Origin of the sequence: Ottowia sp. (genome assembly GCF_016703145.1) — a bacterium.
Classification (GTDB): Bacteria; Pseudomonadota; Gammaproteobacteria; order Burkholderiales; family Burkholderiaceae_C; genus Ottowia.
In genome coordinates, this window is sequence record NZ_JADJCO010000004.1 from 42764 (window position 1) to 66894 (window position 24131).

Here is a 24131-nt window from a genome sequence, read left to right on the forward strand (position 1 = left end):
CCCAGAGCGCTTTGCCGGGCAGCCCAAGGCGCCTGCCGTGTCCAGAACCCCTCTTCCTCGGAACACCCGCGCGTGAAGCAAGAACTGATTTCCACCGGCCTCGCCCTTGCAGACTTCATCCACCGCTACCCCAAGCGCATCACCGCGGTGATCGCGGCCTTCCTGCTGGGCGGCGGCGGCGGCGCTTTCGCCGTGGCCTCGCTGGCCCCCACCGCGCCGACCGACCCGCTGCGCCTGGTGTCCGAAACGGTCCAGCTGGGGCAACTGGGCACCCAGGCGGCCATTCTCGAAGCGTATTCGTTCACTCTCTATCGCAGCGAACAGACCCGGGCCGCCGACACGCCCGAGAGCTTGCTCACGCGCCTGGGCCTGGCCGACCCGGCCGCCGCCGCCTTCCTGCGCCGCGATCCTACCGTCCGGCAAGCCCTGTTCGGGCGCGCGGGCCGCACCGTCACCGCCGAGGCCAGCGACCGCCAGGAGCTGCTGGCCCTGCGCACGCGGTGGCTCGACAAGGAGGACGACGACCAGTTCAAGCGTCTCGTGGTCGAGAAGGCCGGCGACGGATTCAGCGTGCGCGTCGAGACCGCGCCCCTGGCGGCCAGCCAGCGGCTGGCCAGCGGCGTGATCCGCAGCAGCCTGTTCATCGCCACCGACGAGGCCAATCTGCCCGACAGCGTGACCACGCAGCTGACGGACATCTTCGAGTCCAGCGTGGACTTCCACCGCGGTCTGCGCCGCGACGACCGTTTCTCCATCATCTACGAAACCCTGGAGGCCGATGGCGAGCCCCTGCGCGCCGGCCGCATCCTGAGCGCCGAGATGGTCAACCGCGGCAAGACGCATCAGGCCCTCTGGTTCAGGGAGGACGGCGCCGCCAAGGGCGGCTACTACTCCTTCGACGGCCAGAGCCTGCGCAAAGCCTACCTGGTGGCGCCGATGGAAGTCTCGCGCATGACCAGCGGCTTCGGCATGCGCACCCATCCGGTGCATGGCTACCAGCGCGGCCATGCGGGCGTGGACTACGCCGCGCCCACCGGCACGCCGGTGCGCACGGTCGGCGACGGCACGGTCGAGTTCGCCGGCGTGCAGAGCGGCTACGGCAACGTCATCTACGTCAAGCACCGCAACGGCAAGGACACCACCGTCTACGGCCACCTGTCGCGCATCGACGTGAAGGCCGGCGACCACGTGGCGCAGGGCGAAAAGATCGGCGCCGTGGGCGCCACGGGCGTCGCCACCGGCCCGCACCTGCACTTCGAGTTCCGCATCGACAACGAGCCGCAGGATCCGACCGTGGTGCTGGCCGAGCAGCGCGAGTACGTGCCCGTGTCGCCCGGCGGCCGCGCGGCCTTCGCCCGTGTGGCCTCGGGCATGAAACTGCAGCTGGCCGCCGCCGGCCAGATCACGGGCGCCAGCTTCGAATGAGGCGGCGGAAGCAGCCCTGAAACGAAACGGGCGCCCGAGGGCGCCCGTTGTCATTGGAGGGTTCGCGCTTATTCGGCGGGAGAGAACGACGAGCCGCAGCCGCAGGTCGTCTGCGCGTTCGGGTTCTTGATGACGAACTGCGCGCCCTGCAGGTCTTCCTTGTAGTCGATCTCGGCGCCGACCAAATACTGGTAGCTCATGGCGTCGATCAGCAGCGACACGCCGTTCTTGGTCATGGTCGTGTCATCGTCGTTGGCGATCTCGTCGAAGGTGAAGCCATACTGGAAGCCCGAGCAGCCGCCACCCTGCACGAAGACGCGCAGCTTCAAGTCCGGGTTGCCTTCCTCGGCGATCAGGTCCGCCACCTTGGCGGCGGCACTGTCGGTGAAGACGATGGGATCGGGCATCGCGGCGGGGGTCTGGATGTCCTGGGGTACGGCGCTCATGGCGGCCTCCTGAAATCGTGGTGATTGCCAATAGTATACAGAATTACTCGGATTTCAGGGCCGGTCGGGGTCCAGCGTGGGCTCCGCCGGCTCCGCGGCCGGGGCCAAGGCCGCCTGCGGCTCCACCGGCGCCGGCGGCGGCGTGACCTGGGGCTGGAGCTGCCCGGCGATCACCGCGCCCTGCTGCATCTCCAGCGCCTTGTAGCGCACATCGCCCTGGATGCGGGCCGTGGACTGCAGCTCCAGCAGCTCGCGCGCCAACACCGGCCCGACGACCGTGCCGCCCACGACCACGTGGTCGGCGCTGATGGCGCCTTCGACGCGACCGGTGCCGGTGACCACCAGCGCGCTGGGCGAACCGGCCGCAGCGATCACGTCGCCCAGGACGGTGCCGTCAACCTGCAGGCCGTCCTGGAAAGTGCAGTCCCCCGTCACGCGCATGCCCGGCCCGATGGCGCTTCTGACCGGCGGCTGCTTCTTCATGCCCAGCATTGCGAATTCCTCCAAGTGCTTCGTTCTTTTACCACGGCCACGCGGCTGGCCACAAAAAAACCGTGCAGGCCTGAAGGACCTGCACGGCGGTGTGGTTGGCGTCCGTCGGTGACCGCGACGCCAGCGCGTGGTCAGCGCTTGCTGAACTGCTTGCGGCGGCGTGCGGAGTGCAGGCCGACCTTCTTGCGCTCGACCTCGCGCGCGTCGCGCGTGACGAAGCCCGCGGCCGACAGCGCCGGCTTGAGGTTGGCGTCGTAGTCGATCAGCGCGCGAGTGATGCCGTGGCGCACCGCGCCGGCCTGACCCGATTCGCCGCCGCCGTGCACGTTGACCTGGATGTCGAAGGACTCGACGTGGTCGGTCAGCACCAGCGGCTGCTTGCAGATCATGATCGAGGTCTGGCGGCCGAAGAATTCCTCGATGCCCTTGCCGTTGACCGTGATCTTGCCGGAGCCTTTTTTCAGAAACACGCGGGCGACGCTGGATTTGCGCCGGCCGGTGCCGTTGTTCCATTCACCAATCATCTCAAGGCTCCTTAGATTTCCAGCGCTTTGGGCTGCTGGGCGGTGTGCGGATGCTCGGCACCGCCATACACCTTGAGTTTCTTGATCATCGCGTAGCCGAGCGGGCCCTTGGGCAGCATGCCCTTGACGGCCTTCTCCAGCGCGCGGCCGGGGTGCTTGGCCTGCATGTCGCGGAAGTTGGTTTCGCGGATGCCGCCGGGATAGCCGGTGTGGCGGTAGTACTTCTTGTCGAGCTCCTTGGCACCCGTGACACGGAGCTTGGAAGCGTTGACGATGACGATGAAGTCACCGGTATCGACGTGAGGCGTGTAAATGGCTTTGTGCTTGCCGCGCAGACGGAGGGCCACTTCGCTGGCGACCCGTCCGAGCACCTTGTCGGTGGCGTCAATCACAAACCACTCGTGCGTCACGTCAGCGGGTTTGGCGCTGAACGTTTTCATGAGTTTTCCTTTGGGGAAAATGGTTTGGCGGGCCCTTTTCCACGGTCGGCCTTCCTCTGAAGGGAAGCTCTTAGGTGGCGGTTTGTGCTTTTGCCGCGGGGCCTCGAAATCGCTGCAAAGCCTGCCATTATACAAAGGCGGTAGCATCGCGCTCTATGTTCAGCTACCGCCACGCCTTCCATGCCGGCAACCATGCGGACGTGCTCAAGCACGTCACCCTGGTGGCCACCCTTCGCCACCTGATGCGCAAGGATGCGCCGCTGACGCTGATCGACACCCACGCCGGCGCGGGCGTGTACCGGCTGGACGACGGGGCGGCGCAGACCTCGGGCGAGGCCCTGGACGGGATCGCGCGGCTGCAGGCGCTGCGATCAGCGGCGATTTCAGATCAGAATCCGGCTTCAGCCAGCGCCCATTCTACGCCAATAGCTACTAATAATATAGCATCCGCGCTGACCGACTACCTCGATCTCGTGGCGAGCTTCAACGCGTCGGCCGCGCGCGGCGGCTGGCGGGTGTACCCCGGCTCGCCCTTCCTCATGCACGCGCTCATGAGCGAACCTGCCCGCGCGCCCGTGCACGACCGGCTGCGGCTGTTCGAGCTGCACCCCAGCGATGCGCCGGCGCTGGACGCCCACGTCGCGCAACTGGCCGCCGGCCGCCAGATCGCCGTGGCGCGGCAGGACGGCTTCGAGGGCCTGAAAGCCCTGCTGCCGCCCCCGGTGGCGGCGGGCGGATCGCGCCGTGCCCTGGTGCTGATCGACCCCAGCTACGAAATCAAGAGCGACTACGCCAAGGTGGCCGCGTGCATGCAGGACAGCCTGCGGCGCTTTCCCACGGGGGTGTACCTGGTCTGGTACCCCATCATCCCGCGCCCGGAGGCGCACGGCCTGCCGCGCCGCCTGAAGACACTGGCCCAGCAGACCGGCCGCGCCTGGCTGCACGCCAGCCTGCATGTCGGCGCCGCGCCAGAAGGCGGCGGCCTGTCGGCCAGCGGCATGTTCGTGTTCAACCCGCCACACACGCTGAAGCTGGCGCTGGATGCCGCACTGCCGCAGATCCTGCAGGTGTTGGGCGCCGGCCGCGGACGCGGGCAGGCCTGGAGCGTGGAAAACGGCGGCGCCAGCCCGCGCTGAGCGCAGGGCCGATACAGGGAAAACCCTTTATTCCCGAGTTAGCCGACCACTCGGTCGGTTAATTTTCTATACTGGCAGGTCTGAGGGCGGCACACGCCCGCAAGGGCTGCCAGGAGACCCACGCATGTACACGCAATCCTTTTCCGTGCCCGACGCCGCCGACGGCCCTTCCGCCGGACTGAAAGCCGTCGCCCGGCCGCCCAACGAGGCCGAGCGCGAGTTGCTGGCCCGCTTCGACACCCGCATCGACGCCGACGGCCGCATCGAGCCGCGCGACTGGATGCCCGACGCTTACCGAAAGACCCTGGTGCGCCAGATCAGCCAGCACGCGCACTCCGAGATCGTCGGCATGCTGCCCGAGGGCAACTGGATCAGCCGCGCGCCCAGCCTCAAGCGCAAGGCCATCCTGTTGGCCAAGGTGCAGGACGAGGGCGGCCACGGCCTGTACCTGTACAGCGCGGCCGAGACCCTGGGCACCAGCCGCGAGCAGATGCTCGACGCCCTGCACTCGGGCCAGGCCAAGTACAGCTCCATCTTCAACTACCCCACCCTGACCTGGGCCGACGTGGGCGTGATCGGCTGGCTGGTGGACGGCGCGGCGATCATGAACCAGATCCCCCTGTGCCGCTGCAGCTACGGCCCCTACGCCCGCGCCATGGTGCGCGTGTGCAAGGAAGAATCGTTCCACCAGCGCCAGGGCTACGAGTCGCTGCTGGTGCAGATGAAGGGCACGCCGGCCCAGCAGGGCATGGTGCAGGACGCCGTCAACCGCTGGTGGTGGAAGTGCCTGGCCATGTTCGGCCCGCCCGACGCCGACAGCCCCAACAGCCAGCAGGGCATGCGCTGGGGCATCAAGCGCTTTTCCAACGACGACCTGCGCCAGAAGTTCGTCGATGCCACCGTGCCGCAGGCCCAGGTGCTGGGCGTGACGCTGCCCGACCCCGACCTGAAGTGGAACGCCGCGCGTGGCCACCATGACTACGGCGCCATCGACTGGGACGAGTTCTGGCAAGTCGTCAATGGCCACGGCCCCTGCAACCAGGAGCGCCTGGCCACCCGCGTGAAAGCCCACGACGACGGCGCCTGGGTGCGCGAGGCCGCCGCCACCCATGCCGAGAAGCAGCGCCAGCGCGCACTGAAAGCCGCCTGACCCGAGGAGAACACCCATGACCGACACGCAACCCGCACTCAAGGACTGGCCGCTTTGGGAGGTCTTCGTGCGCAGCAAGCAGGGCCTGGAGCACAAGCACTGCGGCAGCCTGCACGCCAGCGACGCGCAGCAGGCGCTGCAGATGGCGCGCGATGTCTATACACGCCGCCAGGAAGGCGTGAGCATCTGGGTCGTGCCCTCGCACCTGATCGCCGCCAGCGACCCGGACCAGAAGGACGAATTGTTCGAGCCCGCCAGCGACAAGATCTACCGCCACCCGACGTTCTACGAGATTCCCGACGAAGTGGGGCACATGTGACCATTTTTGAACCAAATCCGGCACCAGCCCGCGCCGCGCTTTCGCCAACAGCTATTAAAATAGAAGCAATCGCACCAGCCGCGGTGGACTATCTGCTGCACCTGGCCGACAACGCCCTGGTGCTGGGCCAGCGCAACGCCGAGTGGTGCGGCCACGCGCCCATCCTCGAGGAAGACCTGGCCATGGCCAACCACAGCCTCGACCTGATCGGCCAGGCCCGCCTGCTCTACCAGCACGCCGCCGCGCTGGCCGGCGACGGCGCCACCGAGGACACGTTGGCCTACTTCCGCGACGCCACCCAATTCCGCAACTACACCTTGCTGGAGCTGCCGCACGGCCCGCCGCTGGCGCCCACCGCCACGGGCGACCGCGACTGGGCCACCACCATCGTGCGCAACTTCCTCTACAGCGCGCTGATGGTCCTGGTGTGGGACCGCCTGGCGCAATCCACCGACCCGCAACTGGCCGCCATCGCCGCCAAGAGCCTGAAGGAAGTGCGCTACCACCTGCGCCACGCGCGCGACTGGCTGGTGCGCCTGGGCGACGGCACCGCCGAATCGCACCGCCGCGCGCAGGCCGCGCTGGACCACCTGCTGCCCTTCACCGACGAGTTCTGGACCGCCAGCGCCCCCGAGGCCGAGGCCGCCGCCCGAGGCGCCGGCGCCGACGTGGCCGCGCTGCGCGACGCCTGGAACGCCCTGGTGGACGAGGCCCTGCGCGAGGCCACGCTGCGCCGCCCCGCCGCCGTGAACGGCTACGTCACCCAGGGCAAGGAGGGCCTGCACTCCGAACACCTGAGCTATCTGCTGGGCGAGATGCAGAGCCTGGCCCGCGCCCACCCCGACGCGACTTGGTGAGCCGGCCATGCCCACCACCGCCGCCCCCGTCGATGCCGGCAGGCTGGACGCCACCGAGGAAGCGCGCCTATGGCAGGCGCTCGGCGAGCTGACCGACCCCGAAATCCCCGTCGTCACCCTGCGCGAGATGGGCATCGTGCGCGCCCTGCGGCGCGCCGCCGACGGCCAGGTGGAGGTCGTCATCACCCCCACCTACAGCGGCTGCCCGGCGATGGACCAGATCGCGGACGACATCGCCGCCCTGCTGGCCCGCGAAGGCGTGCCCGGCCGCGTCGTCACCCAGCTCGCGCCCGCCTGGACCACCGACTGGATGACGCCCGCCGCGCACGAGAAGCTGCGCGCCTACGGCATCGCGCCGCCGCGCCGCGGGGCCACCGGCGTGACGGTGTCCACTGTCCGGTTTACTCCCAAATCAGGAGCTACTGGCGCTTCATCCATGCGGTCCAAGGGCCAATTTGATTCACAATCCGGCATCCCCTGCCCCCAATGCGGCTCGGTGAACACCACCGAGACCTCGCCCTTCGGCTCCACCGCCTGCAAGGCGCTCTACCGCTGCCTGGACTGCCTGGAGCCGTTCGACTACTTCAAACCCCTGTAGAGGCCGCGCGCATGTCGTCCCCCCGCTTCCACGAACTCACCGTCGCGCGCGTCAGCCCCGAGGCCGCCGGCGCCGTCGCCATCACCTTCGCCGTGCCCGGCGAGCTGCGCGAGCGCTTCAGCTTCGAGCCCGGCCAGTTCCTCACCCTGCGCGGCACCATCGACGGCGAGGACGTGCGCCGCAGCTACTCCATCTGCAGCACCCGCAGCCGCTACGCCCGGCACGGCGAGCTCGAGGTCGGCATCCGCCCCATGGACGGCGGCCAGTTCTCCAACTGGGCCGCCACCCGGATCAAGGCGGGCGACACGCTGGCCGTGATGCCGCCCGACGGCCGCTTCACCATCCGCAAGCCGCGCGCGCTGCACCGCGTGGGCTTTGCCGCCGGCTCGGGCATCACGCCCATCCTCAGCATCATCGCCACCACGCTGGAGGAGCGCCCCGCCGCCAAGTTCACCCTGGTGTACGGCAACCGGCGCATGGGCAGCGTGATGTTCAACGAGGCGCTGCAAGACCTGAAGGACAAGTACCGGCACCGCCTCACCCTCATCCACGTGCTGTCGCGCCAGGCGCAGGAAGTGCCCCTGCTCGAAGGCCGCATCGACGGCGCCAAGGTGCGCCAGCTCCTGAACACCCTGCTGCCCGCCGCCAGCATGGACGAGGTGTTCATCTGCGGCCCCGAGGCCATGATCGACGCCACCGAGGCCGCCCTGGCGGCCGCCGGCGTGCCGCGCGAGCGCATCCACACCGAGCGCTTCACCTCACCCCGCCTGGACGGCCTGAGCCCGGAGGCGCGCCGCGCCGCCGTCGCCCAGCCCGACTCCGAGGCCCCGGTCGGCCAGGTGCGGCTGACGGTGGTCGTCGACGGCAAGCCGCACGAGATGAGCATGGGGCGCGAGCAGCACGTGCTGGACGTGGCGCTCAGCGCCGGGCTGGACCTGCCCTACTCCTGCAAGGCCGGTGTGTGCTGCACCTGCCGCGCCAAGGTGCTGGAGGGCGAGGTCACGATGGACAAGAACTACACACTGGAGCAGGACGAGATGGCGCACGGCTTCGTGCTGAGCTGCCAGGCGCGGCCGACCACCGACCGGCTGACGGTGAGCTACGACGAGCGCTGAGCCGTTCGCGTCCCCGAAAACAAGGGCGCCGAGGCGCCCCCTGTCATTCAGGGCGCGAAGCGCGACCCGCTAGTACGCCGGCACGGAGATATCGGAACGAAATGAAACCGATGGATTTGCGTTCAGGGCAAGGCGAAAACCGCAGCGATACCGGGCGGTATCGCGAGGATTTGCAACGCCGCCCTGGGCGCAAAGACGCGGCTTCATGTTTCGATATCTCCGTGTCGGCGCACTAGGGATTGGCGCCCGTCTCCGCGCTGGCGATCATGTTCTGGCCCGCGCGGGCGGGCAGCACTTCGCGCAGCACCACGGCGTCGTGGCCGCGCGTCTTCATGCCCAGCGCGTGGGCGGCGGCCTTGCTCAGGTCGATCACACGCCCGCGCGCATAGGGGCCACGGTCGTTGATGCGCACCACGACCTCCTTGCCAGTGCGCGGGTTGTGCACCAGCACGCGGGTGCCGAAGGGCAGGGTCTTGTGGGCCGCGGTCATCTCGCCCATGTTGAATTTCTCGCCGTTGGCGGTGGTGCGGCCGTGAAAGCCGGGGCCGTACCACGAGGCGACACCGCGCTGCAGATCCTTGCCGCCGCGCAGCAGGCTGGTGCCGCCCTCGGGCAGCGACGGCGCCGGCCGGGCCGACTCGCGCGCGGGGTCGTCGTCTGCGCTGCCCATCCGCACGCGGGGCTTGAACCCGGTGTAATTGGGGCAGCGCATGTCGTGCACGGCCTTGGCTGAAGAGCAAGGCTCGGACAAAGACGCAGCAGAAGAAGCGTTCCAACCCACCGTCTGGGCCGCCAAAGGCCCGGCTGCCAGCCACAACGCGCCGATCCACAGGAGACGGGCTGCTGGCGAAGGGTGTGCACTTCCGGAAACCGGCGCGCCCGCAAGCGGGGCGCCGGGAGAGGTGTCCCGTAACATGCGGCGGATTCTAGCGGTGGATGCGCCCGAAAAGCCGAAACCAGTGGTTTCTTAGATGAAAAACTCTAGAAACCCCGGCATCGATTAACCCATTGGTTATATCGAATCGGGCGCCGGCGCCCCCAGCCGGCGGCAGATGGCCAGGGTGCCGGCCGACTGATTGAGTGTGTAGAAGTGCAGGCCGGGCGCGCCGCCCTCGCGCAGCCGCTGGCACAGCGCGGCCACGACGTCGGCGCCAAAGTCCTTGATCGACGCCGCGTCGTCGCCGAAGCTCTGCAGCCGCAGGCGGATCCAGCGCGGCACCTCGGCGCCGCAGTTGTCGGCGAAGCGCAGCAGGCCGGTGCTGTTGGTGATGGGCATGATGCCGGGCACGATGGGCACCTGGATCCCTGCGGCGCGCGCATCCTGAACGAAGCGGAAGTACGCGTCGGCGTTGAAGAACATCTGCGTCACGGCCACATCGGCGCCGGCGCGCACCTTGGTGGCGAAGGCGGCCAGGTCGGCCTGGGGGCTGCGCGCCTGCGGGTGCGCCTCGGGATAGCAGGCCACGTAGAGGCGGAAACGGTCGCCGGTCTCGGCCCGGATGAACTCGATCAGGTCGCTGGCGTACTGGAACTCGCCGCCGGCGCCGTAGCCACTGGGCAGATCGCCTCGCAGCGCCACCAGGCGCCGGACCCCCAGGGCCGCCAGTTCGGCCAGTTGCGTGCGCACGGTCTGGCGGGTGGCGCCGACACACGAGAAGTGGCTGGCGGTGTCCATGCCCTCGCCCAGCATCTCGGACACGGCGGCGAAGGTGCCGGCCTGGGTGGAGCCGCCGGCGCCGTAGGTCATGGAACAGAACTCGGGCTGGAGAGCGTAGAGCTTCTGGCGCACGGCGCGCAGTTTGACGACACCCTCGGGCGTCTTGGGCGGGAAGAATTCGAAGCTGAGAGGCAGATTCATGGTGAAGCCAGCAAAGGAAGCGGTGCGCGGGCTCAGGCGGCCCGGGCGTGGATGAAGAATTCGCGGTTGCCGTCGCCGCCGGCGATGGGGCTGTCGAACCAACCGTGCACGGCCAGGCCCTGGCCGGCGCAGGCGTTGCGCAGGCGCTGCTCCACCTGCGCATGCAGCGCCGGGTCGCGCACCAGGCCGCCCTTGCCGATCTGCGCCGGCTGCAACTCGAACTGCGGCTTGGCGAGCATCAGCAGGTCGCCGCCCGGCGCCAGCAGCGGCACCAGCGCAGGCAACACCAGCGTGAGCGAGATGAAGGACAGGTCGCCGACGATCAGGTCGAAATTGAAGTCTTTTTGACCTTCAGCCCACACTGGATAAGCGCCAGGAGCTATCAAATCAGAAGCACTCAGATAGCGGGCGTTGACCCCTTCGAGGCACCGCACCCGCGGATGCAGGCGCAGCGCGGGATGCAGTTGCCCGCGCCCCACGTCCACCCCCACCACGCCCGCCGCGCCGTGCTTCAGCAGGCAGTCGGTGAAGCCGCCGGTGGACTGGCCCACGTCCAGGCACCAGCGTCCGGCCACCGGCACGCCGGCCGCGGCCAGGGCGCCGGCCAGCTTGAGGCCGCCGCGCGAGACGTAGGCAGCCTCGGACGGGTCCGCCAGCTCCACCTCGGCGTGGGGGGGCAGGTCGTCGCTCTTGGCCAGCGGCCGCCAGCCGCTGGCGCTGCGCCAGCGCGCACCGGCGGCGATCAGGCGCTGCGCCTGGCTGCGGCTGGCGGCCAGGCCGCGCTCGACGAGAAACTGATCGGCTCGCATCCGGGAACGTTCGTCAAAACGCTCGACGCTAGACGTCAGTAGCGGTAGGTGTCGGGCTTGAACGGCCCCGCCTTGGGCACGCCGATGTACCGGGCCTGCGCGGAGGTCAGCTCGGTCAGGCTGGCGTTGAGCTTGGCCAGTTGCAGGCGCGCCACCTTCTCGTCCAGGTGCTTGGGCAGCACGTAGACTTGGCCGGGCTGGTAGTCCTGGCTGCGGGTGAACAGCTCGATCTGCGCGATGGTCTGGTTGGCGAAGCTGGACGACATCACATAGCTGGGGTGGCCGGTGGCGCAGCCCAGGTTCACCAGGCGGCCCTTGGCCAGCAGGATGATGCGCTTGCCGCCCTTGAAGATCACGTGGTCCACCTGCGGCTTGATCTCTTCCCAGCGGCACTTGGCCTCCAGGGTGGCGACGTCGATCTCGTTGTCGAAGTGGCCGATGTTGCAGACGATGGCCTGGTCCTTCATGGCCTTCATGTGCTTGTAGGTGATGACGTCGCGGTTGCCAGTGGCGGTGACGAAGATGTCGGCCAGCGGCGCGGCCTCGTCCATGGTGACCACGCGGTAGCCCTCCATGGCGGCCTGCAGCGCGCAGATGGGGTCGATCTCGGTCACCCACACCTGGGCGCTGAGCGCGCGCAGCGCCTGGGCCGAGCCCTTGCCCACGTCGCCATAGCCGGCCACCACGGCCACCTTGCCGGCCACCATCACGTCGGTGGCGCGCTTGATGCCATCCACCAGCGACTCGCGGCAGCCGTACAGGTTGTCGAACTTGGATTTGGTGACCGAGTCGTTGACGTTGATGGCGCGGAACTTGAGCTGCCCCTTGGCCGACATCTCCTTGAGGCGGTGCACGCCGGTGGTGGTCTCCTCGGTCACGCCGACGATGTGGACATTCTTGCGGCTGTACCAGTGGGCGTCCTGCTTCAGCCGGGCCTGGATGGCGGCGAACAGCACGCGTTCTTCCTCGCTCTTGGGGTGGGCCAGCACCTTGCGGTCGGTCTCGGCCTGCTCGCCCAGGTGCATCAGCAGCGTGGCGTCGCCGCCGTCGTCCAGGATCATGTTGGGGCCTTCCTGCGCGCTGCCGGGCTGGCCGAACTCGAAGATGCGGTGCGTGTAGTCCCAGTAGTCCTTGAGCGACTCGCCCTTGACGGCGAACACCGGCGTGCCGGCGGCGGCGATCGCGGCGGCCGCGTGGTCCTGCGTGCTGAAGATGTTGCACGACGACCAGCGCACCTGCGCTCCAAGGGCCTGCAGCGTCTCGATCAGCACGGCGGTCTGGATCGTCATGTGCAGGCTGCCGGCGATGCGCGCGCCCTTCAGCGGCTGGGCCTTGGCAAATTCGGCGCGGATCGCCATCAGGCCGGGCATCTCGGTCTCGGCGACCTGGATTTCCTTGCGGCCCCAGTCGGCGAGGGACAGGTCGGCAATGGCCGATTCAACGGCAGGCTTGAGAACAGCGCTCATGGTTTTCTCCAATAACGGACGGCTGAAAAACCACGCTTTGGAGGGAGCCACTCACCGCACAAGAAGCGTGGGCGAGCGTCGTTGCTGTGAAAGGTATCCGAGCCTCGCGCCCCGCTGGCTGGGGGTGCTGCAACGCTCCTCGGACGGGGCGTATTATATCGGCCCGCCCGGTTTGGCAAGCGTTGCCAAGGCGCCATAAAATCAGCCGCATGGGTACCGTGACCATGAACATCTCGCTGACCGACGAGTTGAAGGCCTTCGTCGATGCGCGCGTGAAGACGCGCGGCTACAGCAGCACCAGCGAATACATGCGCGAACTGGTGCGGCGCGACGAAGAGCGCGCCGCCGAGGAGCGCTTCGTGGCGCTGATCCACGAGGGACTGAATTCGCCCATCGGTCGCCCGTGGGAAGAGCACCGCGCTGAGTTGCGCGCTCGCATCGAGGCCGCCCGCGCCGCTCAATCCAAACCCACGTGAAGCCCGTCCAGCCCCGCGCCGCAGCGGAAAGTGACATTGGCGATGCCTTCGGGCACTACTGGGCGCAAAGTGGCCCGCCACTGGCGGAGCGATTCCTGAACGCCTACGACACCGCCCTGGCCCACATCGCCCAGCATCCCGGCACCGGCTCGCCGCGCCACGCAGGTGCCACCCGCATCAAGGGCCTGCGCTTCTGGACCTTGACCCATTTTCCGTTCGCCGTTTTCTACGTGGAGCACGCGGACCGCATCGACGTGCTGCGCGTGCTGCACCAGGCGTCCGACCTGCCCCATCATCTGACCTGATCTTTTTTCTTGAGCCTTCCGTGTCCCACGCCTCCGAAACCCGCCGCCGCCGCACCTTCGCCATCTCTCCCACCCCAAGGCCCGCCTCTGAGTCAGGCGGGGTCAAGCCGCGACACGGCTGACCCCTTTACGTGGTTTGCGCGAGGAAAGAGGCCTGCCGGGCATGGTCAAGTCCTGTCAGGGTGAGACAGGTCGAGACAACGGGTTCAATTGCGATTGATGCGGCCGGTGCGCCAGCCGCGCGTAATCACGCAGCCATCAAGCAAGCTCTCGACCTTGTAGGCGCGAAAATAACGCTTGAACAGCGTGACCGGCTGGTGCCCGAATGTTGATTCATCAGCACAACTGAGCCAGTGATCACGTCGAATACTGAGCCACTGGTTTGATGGATGTTCTGGCTACTCGGTTGTGGATAAGTCTATCGGGTCTGCTGTTTTTCGATCTCCTTTCTGAGCTTTGCTGCGTTGCTTTGGTGGTGCCGCGCCAGCGGCACTGGAATGCTTGAAGCGCCAGCTCTCATTGCCCGTCTCCACGATGTGGCAGTGGTGCGTGAGGCGGTCGAGCAATGCGGTGGTCATCTTGGCGTCGCCCAAGACGCTGCTCCATTCCGAGAAGGTCAGGTTTGTTGTGATCACCACGCTCGTTCTCTCGTAGAGCTTGGAGAGCAGGTGGAACAGCATGGCGCCGCCCGACTGCGTGAACGGCAGGTAGCCCAGTTCATCCAGGATCACCAGATCGACGTACATCAACCGGTGTGCCAACTGCCCGGCCTTGTTTTGCGCCTTCTCCAGCTCCAGGGCGTTGACCAGCTCCACCGTGGAGAAGAAGCGCACCCGCTTGCCATGCAGGCGGATGGCCTCGATCCCCAGGCTGGTGGCCAGGTGGGTCTTGCCTGTGCCGGGGCCACCCACCAGCACCACGTTGTGGGCCGAGTCCACGAAGCCAAGGGTGTGCAGTTGGCGCACCAGCGCCTCATCGATGGGCGTATGGGCGAAGTCAAAGCCGGCGAGATCGCGGTGCGATGGGAACCGCGCCACGCGCATCTGGTAGGCCATGGAGCGTACCTCGCGCTGCGCGGTCTCGGCCTTGATGAGCTGGTGCAGCACAGCCTCGTGATCCAGCGACTTCATGCGGGCGGTGCCCAGCACCTCCGGCCATGCACTGGCCATGCCGTGTAAGCCCAGCGCCTTGAAGGCATCCATGAGGTCATGCATGGTCGGACTCCGGTGAGGCCTCGTGAGGCTGGACGTTGCGCAGTGCGTCGTAGCGCTGCAGGTTGGCCAGTGGCGGCGTGTTGAGGGTGAGCATCGTGGCCACCGGCGGCTCGGGCACACGCTGCTCCTGCAAGCGAGAGAGCACGTTGAGCACGTGCTCGGCACTCACCCGCCCGGACTGCAGCGCCAGCTCCGCCACCAGCACGGCCTCCAGCCCGTGCAGGCTCACCCCCATGAGCACCTGCGCCATCACCCTGTCGCCCCCGCTGTGGCGCAGCAACTGGCGCTGCAGTTCCTGTAGGGGTTCGGGCATGGTCTTGAAGGGCGCACCATTGCGCAGCGCACCGGGCTTTCGCTCGATCAGCGCGATGTAATGCATCCAGTCGTAGATCGTCTGATCCCGCTCGAAGCTGCGCTCCAGCCGCACCTGCCGCCCATCGGGACCGACCACCAGCAGGCTATCGGCATAGGCCCGCAGACTGACCACCGCGTGGATCCACTCGCATGGCACGCTGTAGCGGTTGCGCTGGAAGTGGATCAGCGAAGTGGCAGAGACCCGCACCGGCTGCTCCACATAGCCGTCAAACGCACGGGGATTGGGCATGAGGCGAACACGTTCGTCCTGCCAGACGTCGGCCACCGTGAGGTGCCCCCACTCTGGGTGACTCATCTCGCCCCAGACCCTCACACAGGCTTGCTCCAGCCAGTTGTTGAGCTCGTCAAGCGATCCCCAGCGCCGCTCACTGGCCTCGCGCCAGATGTCCTTGCGTCGATCCTGAACGTTCTTCTCGACGACTCCCTTCTCCCAGCCGGCGGCCCGGTTGCAGAACTCCGGCTCGAACAGGTAGTGCCCGGTCATGGCCTCGAAGCGTGCATTGACGCTGCGCTGCTTGCCTTGGCCGACCTTGTCTACCGCGGTCTTCATGTTGTCGTAGATGCCCCGCCGGGGCACGCCACCGAAGAGGGCGAACGCCCGTGCGTGCGCGTCGAACAGCATCTCGTGCGCCTGGCTGTAGTACGCCACCAGGCAGAAGGCGCGACTGGCCGCCAGCTTGGTGTGTGCCACCTCCAGGCGGCGGCGCAGTCCCCCGATGAACAGGTACTCGCAGCTCCAGTCGAACTGGAACGCCTCGCCCAACTCGAAGCTCAGCGGCACAAACCCTGCGCCGCGTGCCGCGTTGCCTTGCTCTTGCTGCCAGCGCTGGGCAAAGGCGTACACCGGCCCCCGGCTGCCGCTGTAGCCCTGCGCCCGCAGCGCTTCAAACATCGCCTTGATCCCGCGCCGATCGCGTTTGCTGCGATGGCTATCGGCCTTGAGCCACTGGCTCAACTGCTCCTTGTACGGATCCAGGATGCTGGGGCCCGAGACCCGCTGCGGGTATCGGGGCTCGACCATCTGCCCATCCTTGAGCCACTTGGTGGCTGTGTTGCGCGAGATGCCCAGCCTGCGGCTGGCCTCGCGCACCGACACGTCCTGCCTCAGCACGAGGCGGCGCAACTTGCTCAATGTGCTCACGTTGATCACTCCTGCTCCCCCGTGCTGAAAAACTCAGCACGATAGAGCTGCAACGTGGCTCAGATTTCAACGTGAACGCGTCTCGAAATGGCCCAGCTTTGGAAATGAATCAACACATCGGCAATCATGGCGAGTGCTGCCCGCATCTCGACCGCGTGTGCCGCGAAGTGTCCGGGCGCGCAGGCAACGAGTGCCGCGGGCAAGCGCATGAGGCGCAGGCCGTCCACAACCTGGATGTCTTGCGGAGCAGGTACTTCAAGGCGCAGGTCGAATATCGACGTGTCGTGCAGTAGGCCGGTTGGCTTGTTGCCACCGCGTGCCGCGCGCACGAGAAGCTGACGGGGGACGTTCCAGTTACCGGTATGCAGAGCAATGGAATACTCTGCCCCGAGACACCAGTCCTCTCCGAATCGCTCCGTCAGATACGCTGCACAGAAGGGCCAGAACGAGGCATACCAGTCCGTGCTCTCCCCTGCCGGGCCGTCGGGCCGGACCGGGATGTACCAGCCCTTCATCACTTCACGGATAAAGCCATTCTTGAGCAGGCGCTCACGATGGACACGCGTAAGGTCGGACGCCCGAATGGCGACTGCCTTCGCGTCCTGAAGAGCTTTCAAGGCGGCGAGGGACTGGGCGAGCTTGTCTGCGGGCGTTGCCATTTTTAGGGAATTCTGCCTTGCGATACTTAGGTTTTATTGTTGTACGAGTTTTAGGGTTTGATGTCAAGCCGTTCTTAGGTTATTATGCAAACTCGCTCAGAGGAGCGGCTTTGGAAACGCGTGCATATTTGTGTACATAGGACAAGAAAGTGATCAATGGCTAACGCTCTATTCACTGATGAAGTCAGGCGTAGAAGGACGTTTGCCATCATTTCCCACCCCGACGCCGGTAAGACGACGCTGACCGAAAAGCTGCTGCTGTTCTCCGGCGCCATCCAGATCGCCGGCGCCGTCAAGGGCCGCAAGGCCAGCCGCCATGCCACCAGCGACTGGATGGAGATCGAAAAGCAGCGCGGCATCTCGGTGGCCTCCAGCGTGATGCAGATGAGCTACCGCGACCACGTCATCAACCTGCTCGACACGCCCGGCCACAAGGACTTCTCCGAGGACACCTACCGCGTGCTCACCGCCGTCGATTCGGCGCTGATGGTGATCGACGCCGCCAACGGCGTGGAGGCGCAGACGCGCCGCCTGATCGAGGTCTGCCGCCAGCGCGATACACCCATCATCACCTTCGTCAACAAGATGGACCGCGAGGTGCGCGACCCGCTGGACATCCTCGACGAGGTGGAGCGCGAGCTGGGAATGCCCTGCTGCCCCATCACCTGGCCGGTGGGCCAGGGCAAGAGCTTTGGCGGCATCATCGACTTGCGCACCCAAAGCATGACGGTGTTCGCGCCCGGCAGCGACAAGCGCCCGCAGGACTTCGAGACCATCCCGCTCACCGAGACCGACAAGCTGCGCAAGCGCTTCGGCGCCGCGTTCGACCACGCGATGGAAAGCATGGAACTGGCCGTGGGCGCCTCCACCGCGTGGGATCACGACGCGTTTCTGGCCGCCAGGCTGACCCCCGTGTTCTTCGGCTCGGGCGTCAACAACTTCGGCGTGATGGAGGTGCTGAACGCCGTGGTGGACATGTCGCCCCCGCCCGGCCCGCGCGTGGCCTGGACCGAAGTCAACCGCCAACGCGAGGAAGTCACCGTCCGGCCCGACGACCCGGGCTTTGCCGGCGTGGTCTTCAAGGTGCAGGCCAACATGGACGCCAACCACCGCGACCGCATCGCCTTCGTGCGCGTGGCCTCGGGCAAGTACACGCCGGGCATGAAGATGCGCGTGCAGCGCACCGGCAAAGAGCTGCGCCCCACCAGCGTCGTCACTTTCATGAGCCAGCGCCGCGAGGCCGTCGATGAGGCCTATGCCGGCGACATCATCGGCTTTACCACCCACGGCGGCGTGCAGCTGGGCGACAGCATCACCGACGGGCCCAGCCTGCAATTCACCGGCCTGCCCTTCTTTGCGCCCGAGATGTTCATGACCGTGGTACTGAAGAACCCCCTGCGCACCAAGCAGCTGCAGCAAGGTTTGATGCAGCTGGGCGAAGAAGGTGCGATCCAGGTCTTCAAGCCCGACGCCGGCGGCAACATGCTGCTGGGCGCCGTGGGCCAATTGCAGTTCGAGGTGGTGCAGCACCGCCTGAAGACCGAATACGACTGCGACGTGCGCCTGGAGGGCTGCCCCTACACCGGCGCGCGCTGGATCACGGCCGATACCCCCGCCGAGCTGAGCGCCTTCGAGAACGCCTACCCCCTGCGCATGGCCCACGACGCCGCGGATGCATTGGCCTACCTGTGCACCAGCCCGTACGACGTGCGCCTGGCGCAGGAACGATTCCCCAAGATCCACTTCCACCGCTGCGCGAGCATGCGGGATGGAATTGCAAGCTAGCTGAACATGGCGAATGCGGCTCTCTCGATCGGCAGCATGGCAACAACTTCGATGCGATCCGCATGATGGCAGCGTTGACGGTGCTCTACAGCCACCACTTCGCACTGACGAGTCAGGCCGAACCTTCGTTCTTGGGTCTGTATAGCTGGGGTGGAGCGGCAGTCATCGTATTTTTTGTCATCAGCGGATATCTGGTGACAAGCAGCTGGTACAACGATCCAAATGTTTTGCGCTTTAGCCTGCGTCGGTTCCTGAGAATCTGGCCGGCTCTCACGGTCGTGGTCATCTGTACCGCCTACGTTCTGGGCGCCTACGTGACCACGCTGCCATTGCACACTTACTGGACTCACGGGGCCACTGCCGCCTACCTGCGCACGCTCGCCATGCAGGTTCACTTCGTGTTGCCGGGAGTGTTTGAGGAAAACCCTTATGCACGTGGCGTCAATGGCTCGTTGTGGACGATCCCCTGGAAGTTCGCTGCTACGTGGTCTGGCGGTTGGGCCGGTTTGCCCAGGCGTGATGCGTGTGCGATTCCAGTGGCTATGCTTCGTGGCGCTAGGTGCAATCTGGTTCTTGTCCAAAACCAGCCGACGTCTCGGAACCAGTTCACTAGGCAGTCTGAGCTGAGCGCATTTTCCTCGCTGGATCAGCCCTTTTTGCTCAAAGCCCACCACCGGGAGCGACGCCCGTCCGCTTGGATACTGGCCGCAAGCATCGGGGCGGCACACCTGGTCGGCTGGTTGGCACACCGCCGTACTGATCGTCCTGCCGCTCGTGCTGGTCTACGTCGGAACGCGTGCCACTCCGGTGTTGCGGCGCGCCGGACGCTGGGGCGACCCGTCATATGGCACCTACCTGATTGCGTTTCCAGTTCAGCAGACCGTGATCCTTTTCGGTTGGCCGCACCTGGGCTTTGTTGGCGTTGGCTATTTCGACCCAGGAATCGTGTTGGTACTGGCCACTGCCTCATGGCACGGCATTGAAAAGCAGGCGCTGAAACTCAAACCCCGGAAGCGATGAACACCGCTCAACACCGCGATTCACGCCTACCACCCGGCTTGCTGTTCTGTGCACTTGCACTGATCTATAGCCTATGGTTGGTAGCATGCTGGCCTGGAATCCTGGGCCAAGACAGCTTGGCGATCATTCTCGAAGTCGAATCCAATCGCGACTTCCAATCAAACAAGCCGCCACTCTGGTATCTCTTTAACCTCGCGCTCATGGTCCTTGGCGCTAGGAAATCCCGATCGCTTGTCAAATGTTGATTTGCACACTGGTGTGCACCCGCATCTTGAGTTTGATGTGGACAAATCAGCTTTTACAAGAGCTTGCCGGCCTGCAGTTGGGGTGGCACTGGCACCCAGCGTGCTGTACTATGCGAGCAGCCTGTATTCTGACGGTATTTACGCTATCGCGTTGGCTGGAATGCTATTTGAAGTGTGGCGCTGCTGGCGCCAGCGTCGGCTCGATATGACCGCATGCTGGATGCTGACAATTACCGTGCCATTCGCACTTTTCTCTCGCCCCAATGGAATTCTGAATGTCATTGCCATTCTTGCTCTCGCGATTGCACTGCCCCGGGTGCATCGGTGGCGACTTGCTGCAGTGGTCGTGCCGTGGTGCGTATTGGCAGCATTCGCACACTTTGAATTCAAGCAACGCAATCCAATTGGCTCCATCTTTCCATTGGCACTATACGAAACCGTCGGATTTCTGGAACGCCGACCCATGGGCCTGTGGGAGCGCGGTGAGCCCAGAGTTACCGCAGCAACCGTTGACGCGTTGACGTCATCGGGCAACAGTCTAGAGAAAATTCTTCAATTTCATGACCACTACTATTGGGATCCGCTCATTTTTTTTCCTCAAGGGCCTGCATTGCTAGGCCTGTCCAAGGACGCCAAAAACACTATTTTGCGCGAATTTTTTACATATAATCTTTGGCACAATTTCCCTGCGTTTGCAGCGAGCCGCATCAACATTTTTCTTTATTCGTCCTTAGCGGACGGCGGATTCGCAGGGTCAACAAACGCGGAGCACATCCTGCCCCAGACTCACTCAAATTCTGAAATCCGGTTTCGTCACGGCGTCATTCACCGTTGGCAGGTGGATTGGCTGGACTTCACGTTCAAATATCGTGCGATACTGTGGACACCGTGGGCCGGCCTGATACTGATGATGTTGGCAGGCGCACGCACATGGCGGTGCCGCGACCGTCCTGGCATGCTCGTTTGCGCGATATTTTGGTTTCAACTTTTTGCCGTCTTCACGCTCTCGATCGCGGGGGAATATCGCTATTTGTTGGCGTTTTTCGTCGCACCTTTGGTGTTGCTTCCAATATTCGCCGCATCTGATTCTTCATCGTCCAATGTCTAGTCTCGTCATTGCTCTAACGCTCGTGTGTGTGCTGGCCATCAGTACCGGGCAACTGATGTTCAAAAAGGCCGCGCAAGCGATGCCTGACGTGCTGTCGCTCTCAGCCCTGCTGCACAACGGCTGGCTGATCGCCTCGCTCGTGCTCTACGGCGTCACCACCCTCGGCTGGGTCTGGATCCTCCGTCACGCGCCGCTGCATTTGGCTTACCCTTTCATGGGCTTGGCCTTTTTGATCGTGCCGACACTGGCCTGGGCCTTCCTCGGCGAGCCGCTGGGCTGGCGCACGCTGGCCGGCGGCGCGCTGATCATGGCCGGCGTCACACTGGCCTCGACCACGACGTGATGGCCATGCGCATCGCCGTCGCCATCCCCTGCTACAAGGTTACGCGGCACGTGCTGGGCGTGATCGCCGCCATCGGGCCCGCAGTCGAGCGGATCTACGCGGTGGACGACGCCTGCCCCGATGGCAGTGGCAAGTTCATCGAAGAGTACAACCACGATGAGCGCGTGCGCGTGCTCTACCACCCCAAGAACCGCGGCGTGGGCGGTGCCGTAGTCACGGCCTACCAGGCGGCGCTGGCCGACGACATGGACATCGTGGTCAAGATCGACGGCGACGGACAGATGAACCCGGCGCTGATCCCCCACTTCGTGCGCGCCATCGTCCAAGGCAAGGCCGACTACACCAAGGGCAACCGCTTTTTCCGGCCCGAGTCGCTCAAAGGCATGCCGCCGATCCGTCTGTTCGGCAATGCGGCGCTATCCTTCATCAACAAGCTCAGCACCGGCTACTGGCCGATCATGGACCCGACCAACGGCTACACCGCCATCCACACGGCGGTGCTGCGCGAGCTGCCGCTGGACAAACTGGAGCGCCGCTACTTCTTCGAGAGCGACATGCTCTACCACCTGAGCATCATCCGCGCGGTGGTGCACGACGTGCCGATGGACGCGGTGTACGCCGACGAGGAGTCGAACCTGAAGGTCTCGCGCGTGCTGCCGGAGTTCATGCTCAAGCACGTGCAGCGCTTCTTCAAGCGCTACGTCTACGTGTACCTGGTGCGCGATTTCAATCTGGGCAGCCTCTACAGCCTGTTCGGGGCGCTGCTGAGTACGGCGAGCCCGGTGTTTGGCGCGGTGCAGTGGGCGCACAGCGCGGCCACTGGGCAGCCCGCCTCCAGCGGCACGGTGATGCTGGCGGCGCTGCCGCTGCTGATCGGCATCCAGTGCCTCATCGCCTTTCTGCACCACGACGTGAGCAGCGTGCCCACGGAGCCGCTGGCGGGCGATCTGGATGCGCGGTGAACAGCAGTTTCAGCAGTCTCACCCCGAATGCCTAGCGTGATTCATGTCGTTTGCATGCTGATCCGCAACGGCCGCCATGACGACTGAGACACTGCCTGGTCACCAACTGGCGCGACGACGGCTGACGCTGGCCGCGGCGATGCTGTTCTTCAGCGCAATGTTTTGCGGTGCGCTGATCAGCATGGCCCATTTCCATACTGGCGTACTGCAATGGGACGGCTGGGAAGGGCGGGCTGGTTCTATGTCAGGACGGCCAGCGAAGGCTGGGCGCCATGGTGGGAGCAAGGCAACGAACACCGCTTTCTGCTCTCGCGCATCCTGTTCTGGGTGGAATTTCACTTCTTCGGCGACCTGAAGTTTCTGCTGGCCATGAACGTGGTGCTGCTGCTTGCGATCAGCGGTGTGTTCTCCCTGCTGATACGCCGCTCCGGGATGGCGCAAGAAGGCGCGGTCTCCCCAGGGGCCCTGACGCTGTTCATCGCGGGTGCGGCTTTTTCATGGATGCAGCAGGAAAACCTGCGATGGGAGGTTGCAAGCCAGATCTACCTGGCGCACCTTTTGCCGCTGCTGGCGTTTTACTGGATGGCACGGTACTGCCAAACCGGCCGCGGTGGCTTTTTCAAGGCCGCGCTGGTCGGCGGCTTCCTTTCGATAGCGACCATGGCCAACGGGGTGGCCACTCTCCCGATGCTGGTCCTGTGGGCCCTGCTGTACCGGCTGCCGGCACGACAAATCCTGCTCACAGGCTTCGTTTCAGCGCTGGCCATCTGGGCATATTTCCATGGCTACACGAGCCCGCATTGGGCGCGCAGTCCACCTGGCTATTGGCTTGAGCGCCCTGTCGACGTCATCCAATTTTTGTTCGCCTACTTTGGCGCACCCTTCTTTCACCTGACCGGCAGCGTGAATCTGGCCGTCGGGACAGGTGTTTTCTTTGTCATGACGTCGGCCATCGGCGTGATCGGAACCATTGCTCGGTCCGTGCGGCTGCGACGGCCAGGCGATCCGATGTTGGTGGCAATCGCGTTCTTTCTGGTCTATGTCTGCGCATCCGGCCTGGCCGCGGCGCTGTCTCGCGCCCATATCGGCCTCCCGGAAGCATTCGCTTCGCGCTACGCCACGTCCACGTTGCTGGGATGGCTCGCCTTGCTGCTGCTGGCGTACGCGCATCGGCCGCTCACTCGGCCATGGGCGCGTTGGGCGTTCGCGCTGCCGGTTTTCGTGGCTGCGGGACTCCTGCTGAACTACTCAGATCCGCGCCCAATTGTCAGGACAAGACAACCGCTTGGGCACGAAATCGAAGGAATGAACTGCCTTGGCGAGGGTATTGACATTCCGGACGAAATCCTTGACGTCGCTGGTGTACTTACAACGCTGTGCGCGATCTGCAACCGGCGCGGGCGCTTCCTCGACGATGGATGAGCATTTTCGGGTATCCACCCTACTCTCTCATCGGCTCGAATGCTCCTAACACGCCACACCTGCCCTGCGACGGCAAGACCACCCACCATCAGCCTGTCGAGCAAAACCCGGATTCCTGGCGGAAGGCTGAACACCTCCGGAGCCGATGGACCAGGCACAGTCCGCTTCGTCGCCGCCATGCAAGACAACCGGATCGGGATCATGCGTTGCCGGAACGCCCCTTCGTGCTCGGCAGCGGCTCATCGTCGCAAGCAAGTACGGCTTTCTTTGGTTACGTCCAGGCAACCGCAAAAGGGCCCCATCACCATGCTAGAACTAAGCTGTGCAGCCCTGACAGGTCTCTCCCTAGCGTCGCCGCTCAGTCAGCCCACATCATGCAAGAGATGCTCAAGACACGGCGTCCCCTCTGGCCAGCGGAGCGCCTTGATCCTGCCGGATCCT

25 protein-coding genes, 2 pseudogenes and 1 riboswitch are annotated in these 24131 nt (G+C 65.4%); of the genes and pseudogenes, 16 read left to right on the plus strand and 11 right to left on the minus strand.

Annotation, left to right across the window (positions count from 1 at the left end; all coding sequences use genetic code 11):
- Positions 1-72: 72 nt before the first annotated feature.
- Positions 73-1425: a M23 family metallopeptidase gene (locus IPG65_RS12910; protein ID WP_293190192.1), complete on the plus strand. Its 1353-nt coding sequence runs from the start codon at positions 73-75 to the stop codon at positions 1423-1425.
- Between the two features lie 68 nt (positions 1426-1493).
- Here IPG65_RS12910 and erpA read toward each other — a convergent pair whose 3' ends face one another.
- The 4 genes from erpA to rplM form a co-directional block, all read right to left on the minus strand.
- Positions 1494-1871 carry an iron-sulfur cluster insertion protein ErpA gene (gene erpA, locus IPG65_RS12915; RefSeq protein ID WP_293190194.1) on the minus strand — a complete coding sequence of 126 codons (378 nt, stop codon included), beginning with the start codon at positions 1869-1871 and terminating at the stop codon, positions 1494-1496.
- A 54-nt stretch (positions 1872-1925) separates the two neighbouring features.
- On the minus strand, positions 1926-2363 hold the full coding sequence (locus tag IPG65_RS12920) for a polymer-forming cytoskeletal protein (protein WP_293190196.1): 438 nt from the start codon (positions 2361-2363) through the stop codon (positions 1926-1928).
- Between the two features lie 131 nt (positions 2364-2494).
- The gene (gene rpsI, locus IPG65_RS12925) at positions 2495-2887 is read right to left on the minus strand and encodes a 30S ribosomal protein S9 (protein ID WP_293190199.1); all 393 of its coding nucleotides are present in this window, start codon (positions 2885-2887) and stop codon (positions 2495-2497) included.
- Between the two features lie 11 nt (positions 2888-2898).
- Entirely contained in the window at positions 2899-3327 is a 429-nt protein-coding gene (gene rplM, locus IPG65_RS12930; RefSeq protein ID WP_293190202.1) for a 50S ribosomal protein L13, read from the minus strand.
- A gap of 155 nt (positions 3328-3482) precedes the next feature.
- On the opposite strand from rplM, the gene rlmJ reads away from it, so the two are divergent.
- The 6 genes from rlmJ to paaE all read left to right on the plus strand — a co-directional run bounded on the left by rlmJ (position 3483) and on the right by paaE (position 8502).
- Complete coding sequence (gene rlmJ / locus IPG65_RS12935; protein ID WP_293190204.1) at positions 3483-4463, plus strand: 23S rRNA (adenine(2030)-N(6))-methyltransferase RlmJ; 981 nt, start codon at positions 3483-3485, stop codon at positions 4461-4463.
- A gap of 124 nt (positions 4464-4587) precedes the next feature.
- Complete coding sequence (paaA, locus tag IPG65_RS12940; protein WP_293190206.1) at positions 4588-5613, plus strand: 1,2-phenylacetyl-CoA epoxidase subunit PaaA; 1026 nt, start codon at positions 4588-4590, stop codon at positions 5611-5613.
- 16 nt (positions 5614-5629) lie between these two features.
- Positions 5630-5932 carry a 1,2-phenylacetyl-CoA epoxidase subunit PaaB gene (gene paaB, locus IPG65_RS12945; RefSeq protein WP_293190208.1) on the plus strand — a complete coding sequence of 101 codons (303 nt, stop codon included), beginning with the start codon at positions 5630-5632 and terminating at the stop codon, positions 5930-5932.
- A 68-nt stretch (positions 5933-6000) separates the two neighbouring features.
- The gene (gene paaC / locus IPG65_RS12950; protein WP_366820513.1) at positions 6001-6789 is read left to right on the plus strand and encodes a 1,2-phenylacetyl-CoA epoxidase subunit PaaC; all 789 of its coding nucleotides are present in this window, start codon (positions 6001-6003) and stop codon (positions 6787-6789) included.
- Between the two features lie 7 nt (positions 6790-6796).
- Positions 6797-7387, plus strand: coding sequence for a 1,2-phenylacetyl-CoA epoxidase subunit PaaD (gene paaD, locus IPG65_RS12955; protein ID WP_293190209.1), 591 nt, complete (start codon positions 6797-6799; stop codon positions 7385-7387).
- 11 nt (positions 7388-7398) lie between these two features.
- Positions 7399-8502 (plus strand): 1,2-phenylacetyl-CoA epoxidase subunit PaaE, encoded by a 1104-nt coding sequence (gene paaE, locus IPG65_RS12960; RefSeq protein ID WP_293190211.1) that lies wholly within the window; start codon positions 7399-7401, stop codon positions 8500-8502.
- 232 nt (positions 8503-8734) lie between these two features.
- Here paaE and IPG65_RS12965 read toward each other — a convergent pair whose 3' ends face one another.
- The 4 genes from IPG65_RS12965 to ahcY all read right to left on the minus strand — a co-directional run bounded on the left by IPG65_RS12965 (position 8735) and on the right by ahcY (position 12635).
- Complete coding sequence (locus IPG65_RS12965) at positions 8735-9172, minus strand: septal ring lytic transglycosylase RlpA family protein (protein WP_293190246.1); 438 nt, start codon at positions 9170-9172, stop codon at positions 8735-8737.
- A 342-nt stretch (positions 9173-9514) separates the two neighbouring features.
- Complete coding sequence (metF, locus tag IPG65_RS12970) at positions 9515-10360, minus strand: methylenetetrahydrofolate reductase [NAD(P)H] (RefSeq protein ID WP_293190213.1); 846 nt, start codon at positions 10358-10360, stop codon at positions 9515-9517.
- 32 nt (positions 10361-10392) lie between these two features.
- Entirely contained in the window at positions 10393-11169 is a 777-nt protein-coding gene (locus IPG65_RS12975; protein ID WP_293190215.1) for an SAM-dependent methyltransferase, read from the minus strand.
- Between the two features lie 35 nt (positions 11170-11204).
- Positions 11205-12635, minus strand: coding sequence for an adenosylhomocysteinase (gene ahcY / locus IPG65_RS12980; protein ID WP_293190217.1), 1431 nt, complete (start codon positions 12633-12635; stop codon positions 11205-11207).
- A 66-nt stretch (positions 12636-12701) separates the two neighbouring features.
- Positions 12702-12782: riboswitch (S-adenosyl-L-homocysteine riboswitch) on the minus strand.
- Between the two features lie 62 nt (positions 12783-12844).
- Between ahcY and IPG65_RS12985 the strand changes: the two genes are divergently transcribed.
- Together IPG65_RS12985 and IPG65_RS12990 are read left to right on the plus strand one after the other, a co-directional pair.
- Positions 12845-13111, plus strand: coding sequence for a type II toxin-antitoxin system ParD family antitoxin (locus tag IPG65_RS12985; RefSeq protein WP_293190219.1), 267 nt, complete (start codon positions 12845-12847; stop codon positions 13109-13111).
- Positions 13108-13416, plus strand: coding sequence for a type II toxin-antitoxin system RelE/ParE family toxin (locus tag IPG65_RS12990; protein ID WP_293190221.1), 309 nt, complete (start codon positions 13108-13110; stop codon positions 13414-13416). The genes IPG65_RS12985 and IPG65_RS12990 overlap by 4 nt, the downstream gene beginning before the upstream one ends.
- A gap of 398 nt (positions 13417-13814) precedes the next feature.
- Here IPG65_RS12990 and istB read toward each other — a convergent pair whose 3' ends face one another.
- Genes istB through IPG65_RS13005 form a run of 3 tightly spaced genes read right to left on the minus strand, consistent with a single transcriptional unit; the run spans position 13815 to position 16805 of the window.
- The gene (istB, locus tag IPG65_RS12995; RefSeq protein WP_291324083.1) at positions 13815-14630 is read right to left on the minus strand and encodes an IS21-like element helper ATPase IstB; all 816 of its coding nucleotides are present in this window, start codon (positions 14628-14630) and stop codon (positions 13815-13817) included.
- Positions 14623-16146: an IS21 family transposase gene (gene istA / locus IPG65_RS13000; protein ID WP_293190226.1), complete on the minus strand. Its 1524-nt coding sequence runs from the start codon at positions 16144-16146 to the stop codon at positions 14623-14625. The genes istB and istA overlap by 8 nt, the downstream gene beginning before the upstream one ends.
- Before the next feature lie 59 nt (positions 16147-16205).
- Positions 16206-16805 (minus strand): hypothetical protein, encoded by a 600-nt coding sequence (locus IPG65_RS13005; RefSeq protein ID WP_293190228.1) that lies wholly within the window; start codon positions 16803-16805, stop codon positions 16206-16208.
- Between the two features lie 156 nt (positions 16806-16961).
- Between IPG65_RS13005 and IPG65_RS13010 the strand changes: the two are divergent.
- The 7 genes and pseudogenes from IPG65_RS13010 to IPG65_RS13035 all read left to right on the plus strand — a co-directional run.
- Positions 16962-18574, plus strand: a pseudogene (locus tag IPG65_RS13010) (peptide chain release factor 3); the annotation flags it as partial.
- 72 nt (positions 18575-18646) lie between these two features.
- A pseudogene (locus IPG65_RS19390) lies at positions 18647-19042 on the plus strand (acyltransferase family protein); the annotation flags it as partial.
- A gap of 322 nt (positions 19043-19364) precedes the next feature.
- Positions 19365-19610 carry a hypothetical protein gene (locus tag IPG65_RS13015; protein WP_293190248.1) on the plus strand — a complete coding sequence of 82 codons (246 nt, stop codon included), beginning with the start codon at positions 19365-19367 and terminating at the stop codon, positions 19608-19610.
- A 231-nt stretch (positions 19611-19841) separates the two neighbouring features.
- A complete protein-coding gene (locus tag IPG65_RS13020) occupies positions 19842-20963 on the plus strand; it encodes a hypothetical protein (protein ID WP_293190230.1) in 1122 nt (373 codons plus the stop codon).
- Positions 20956-21306 carry a hypothetical protein gene (locus IPG65_RS13025; RefSeq protein ID WP_293190232.1) on the plus strand — a complete coding sequence of 117 codons (351 nt, stop codon included), beginning with the start codon at positions 20956-20958 and terminating at the stop codon, positions 21304-21306. Before IPG65_RS13020 ends, IPG65_RS13025 begins: the two co-directional genes overlap by 8 nt.
- 5 nt (positions 21307-21311) lie before the next feature.
- Entirely contained in the window at positions 21312-22268 is a 957-nt protein-coding gene (locus IPG65_RS13030; RefSeq protein ID WP_293190234.1) for a glycosyltransferase family 2 protein, read from the plus strand.
- A gap of 210 nt (positions 22269-22478) precedes the next feature.
- Positions 22479-23690: a hypothetical protein gene (locus tag IPG65_RS13035; RefSeq protein ID WP_293190236.1), complete on the plus strand. Its 1212-nt coding sequence runs from the start codon at positions 22479-22481 to the stop codon at positions 23688-23690.
- Positions 23691-24131: the final 441 nt, after the last annotated feature.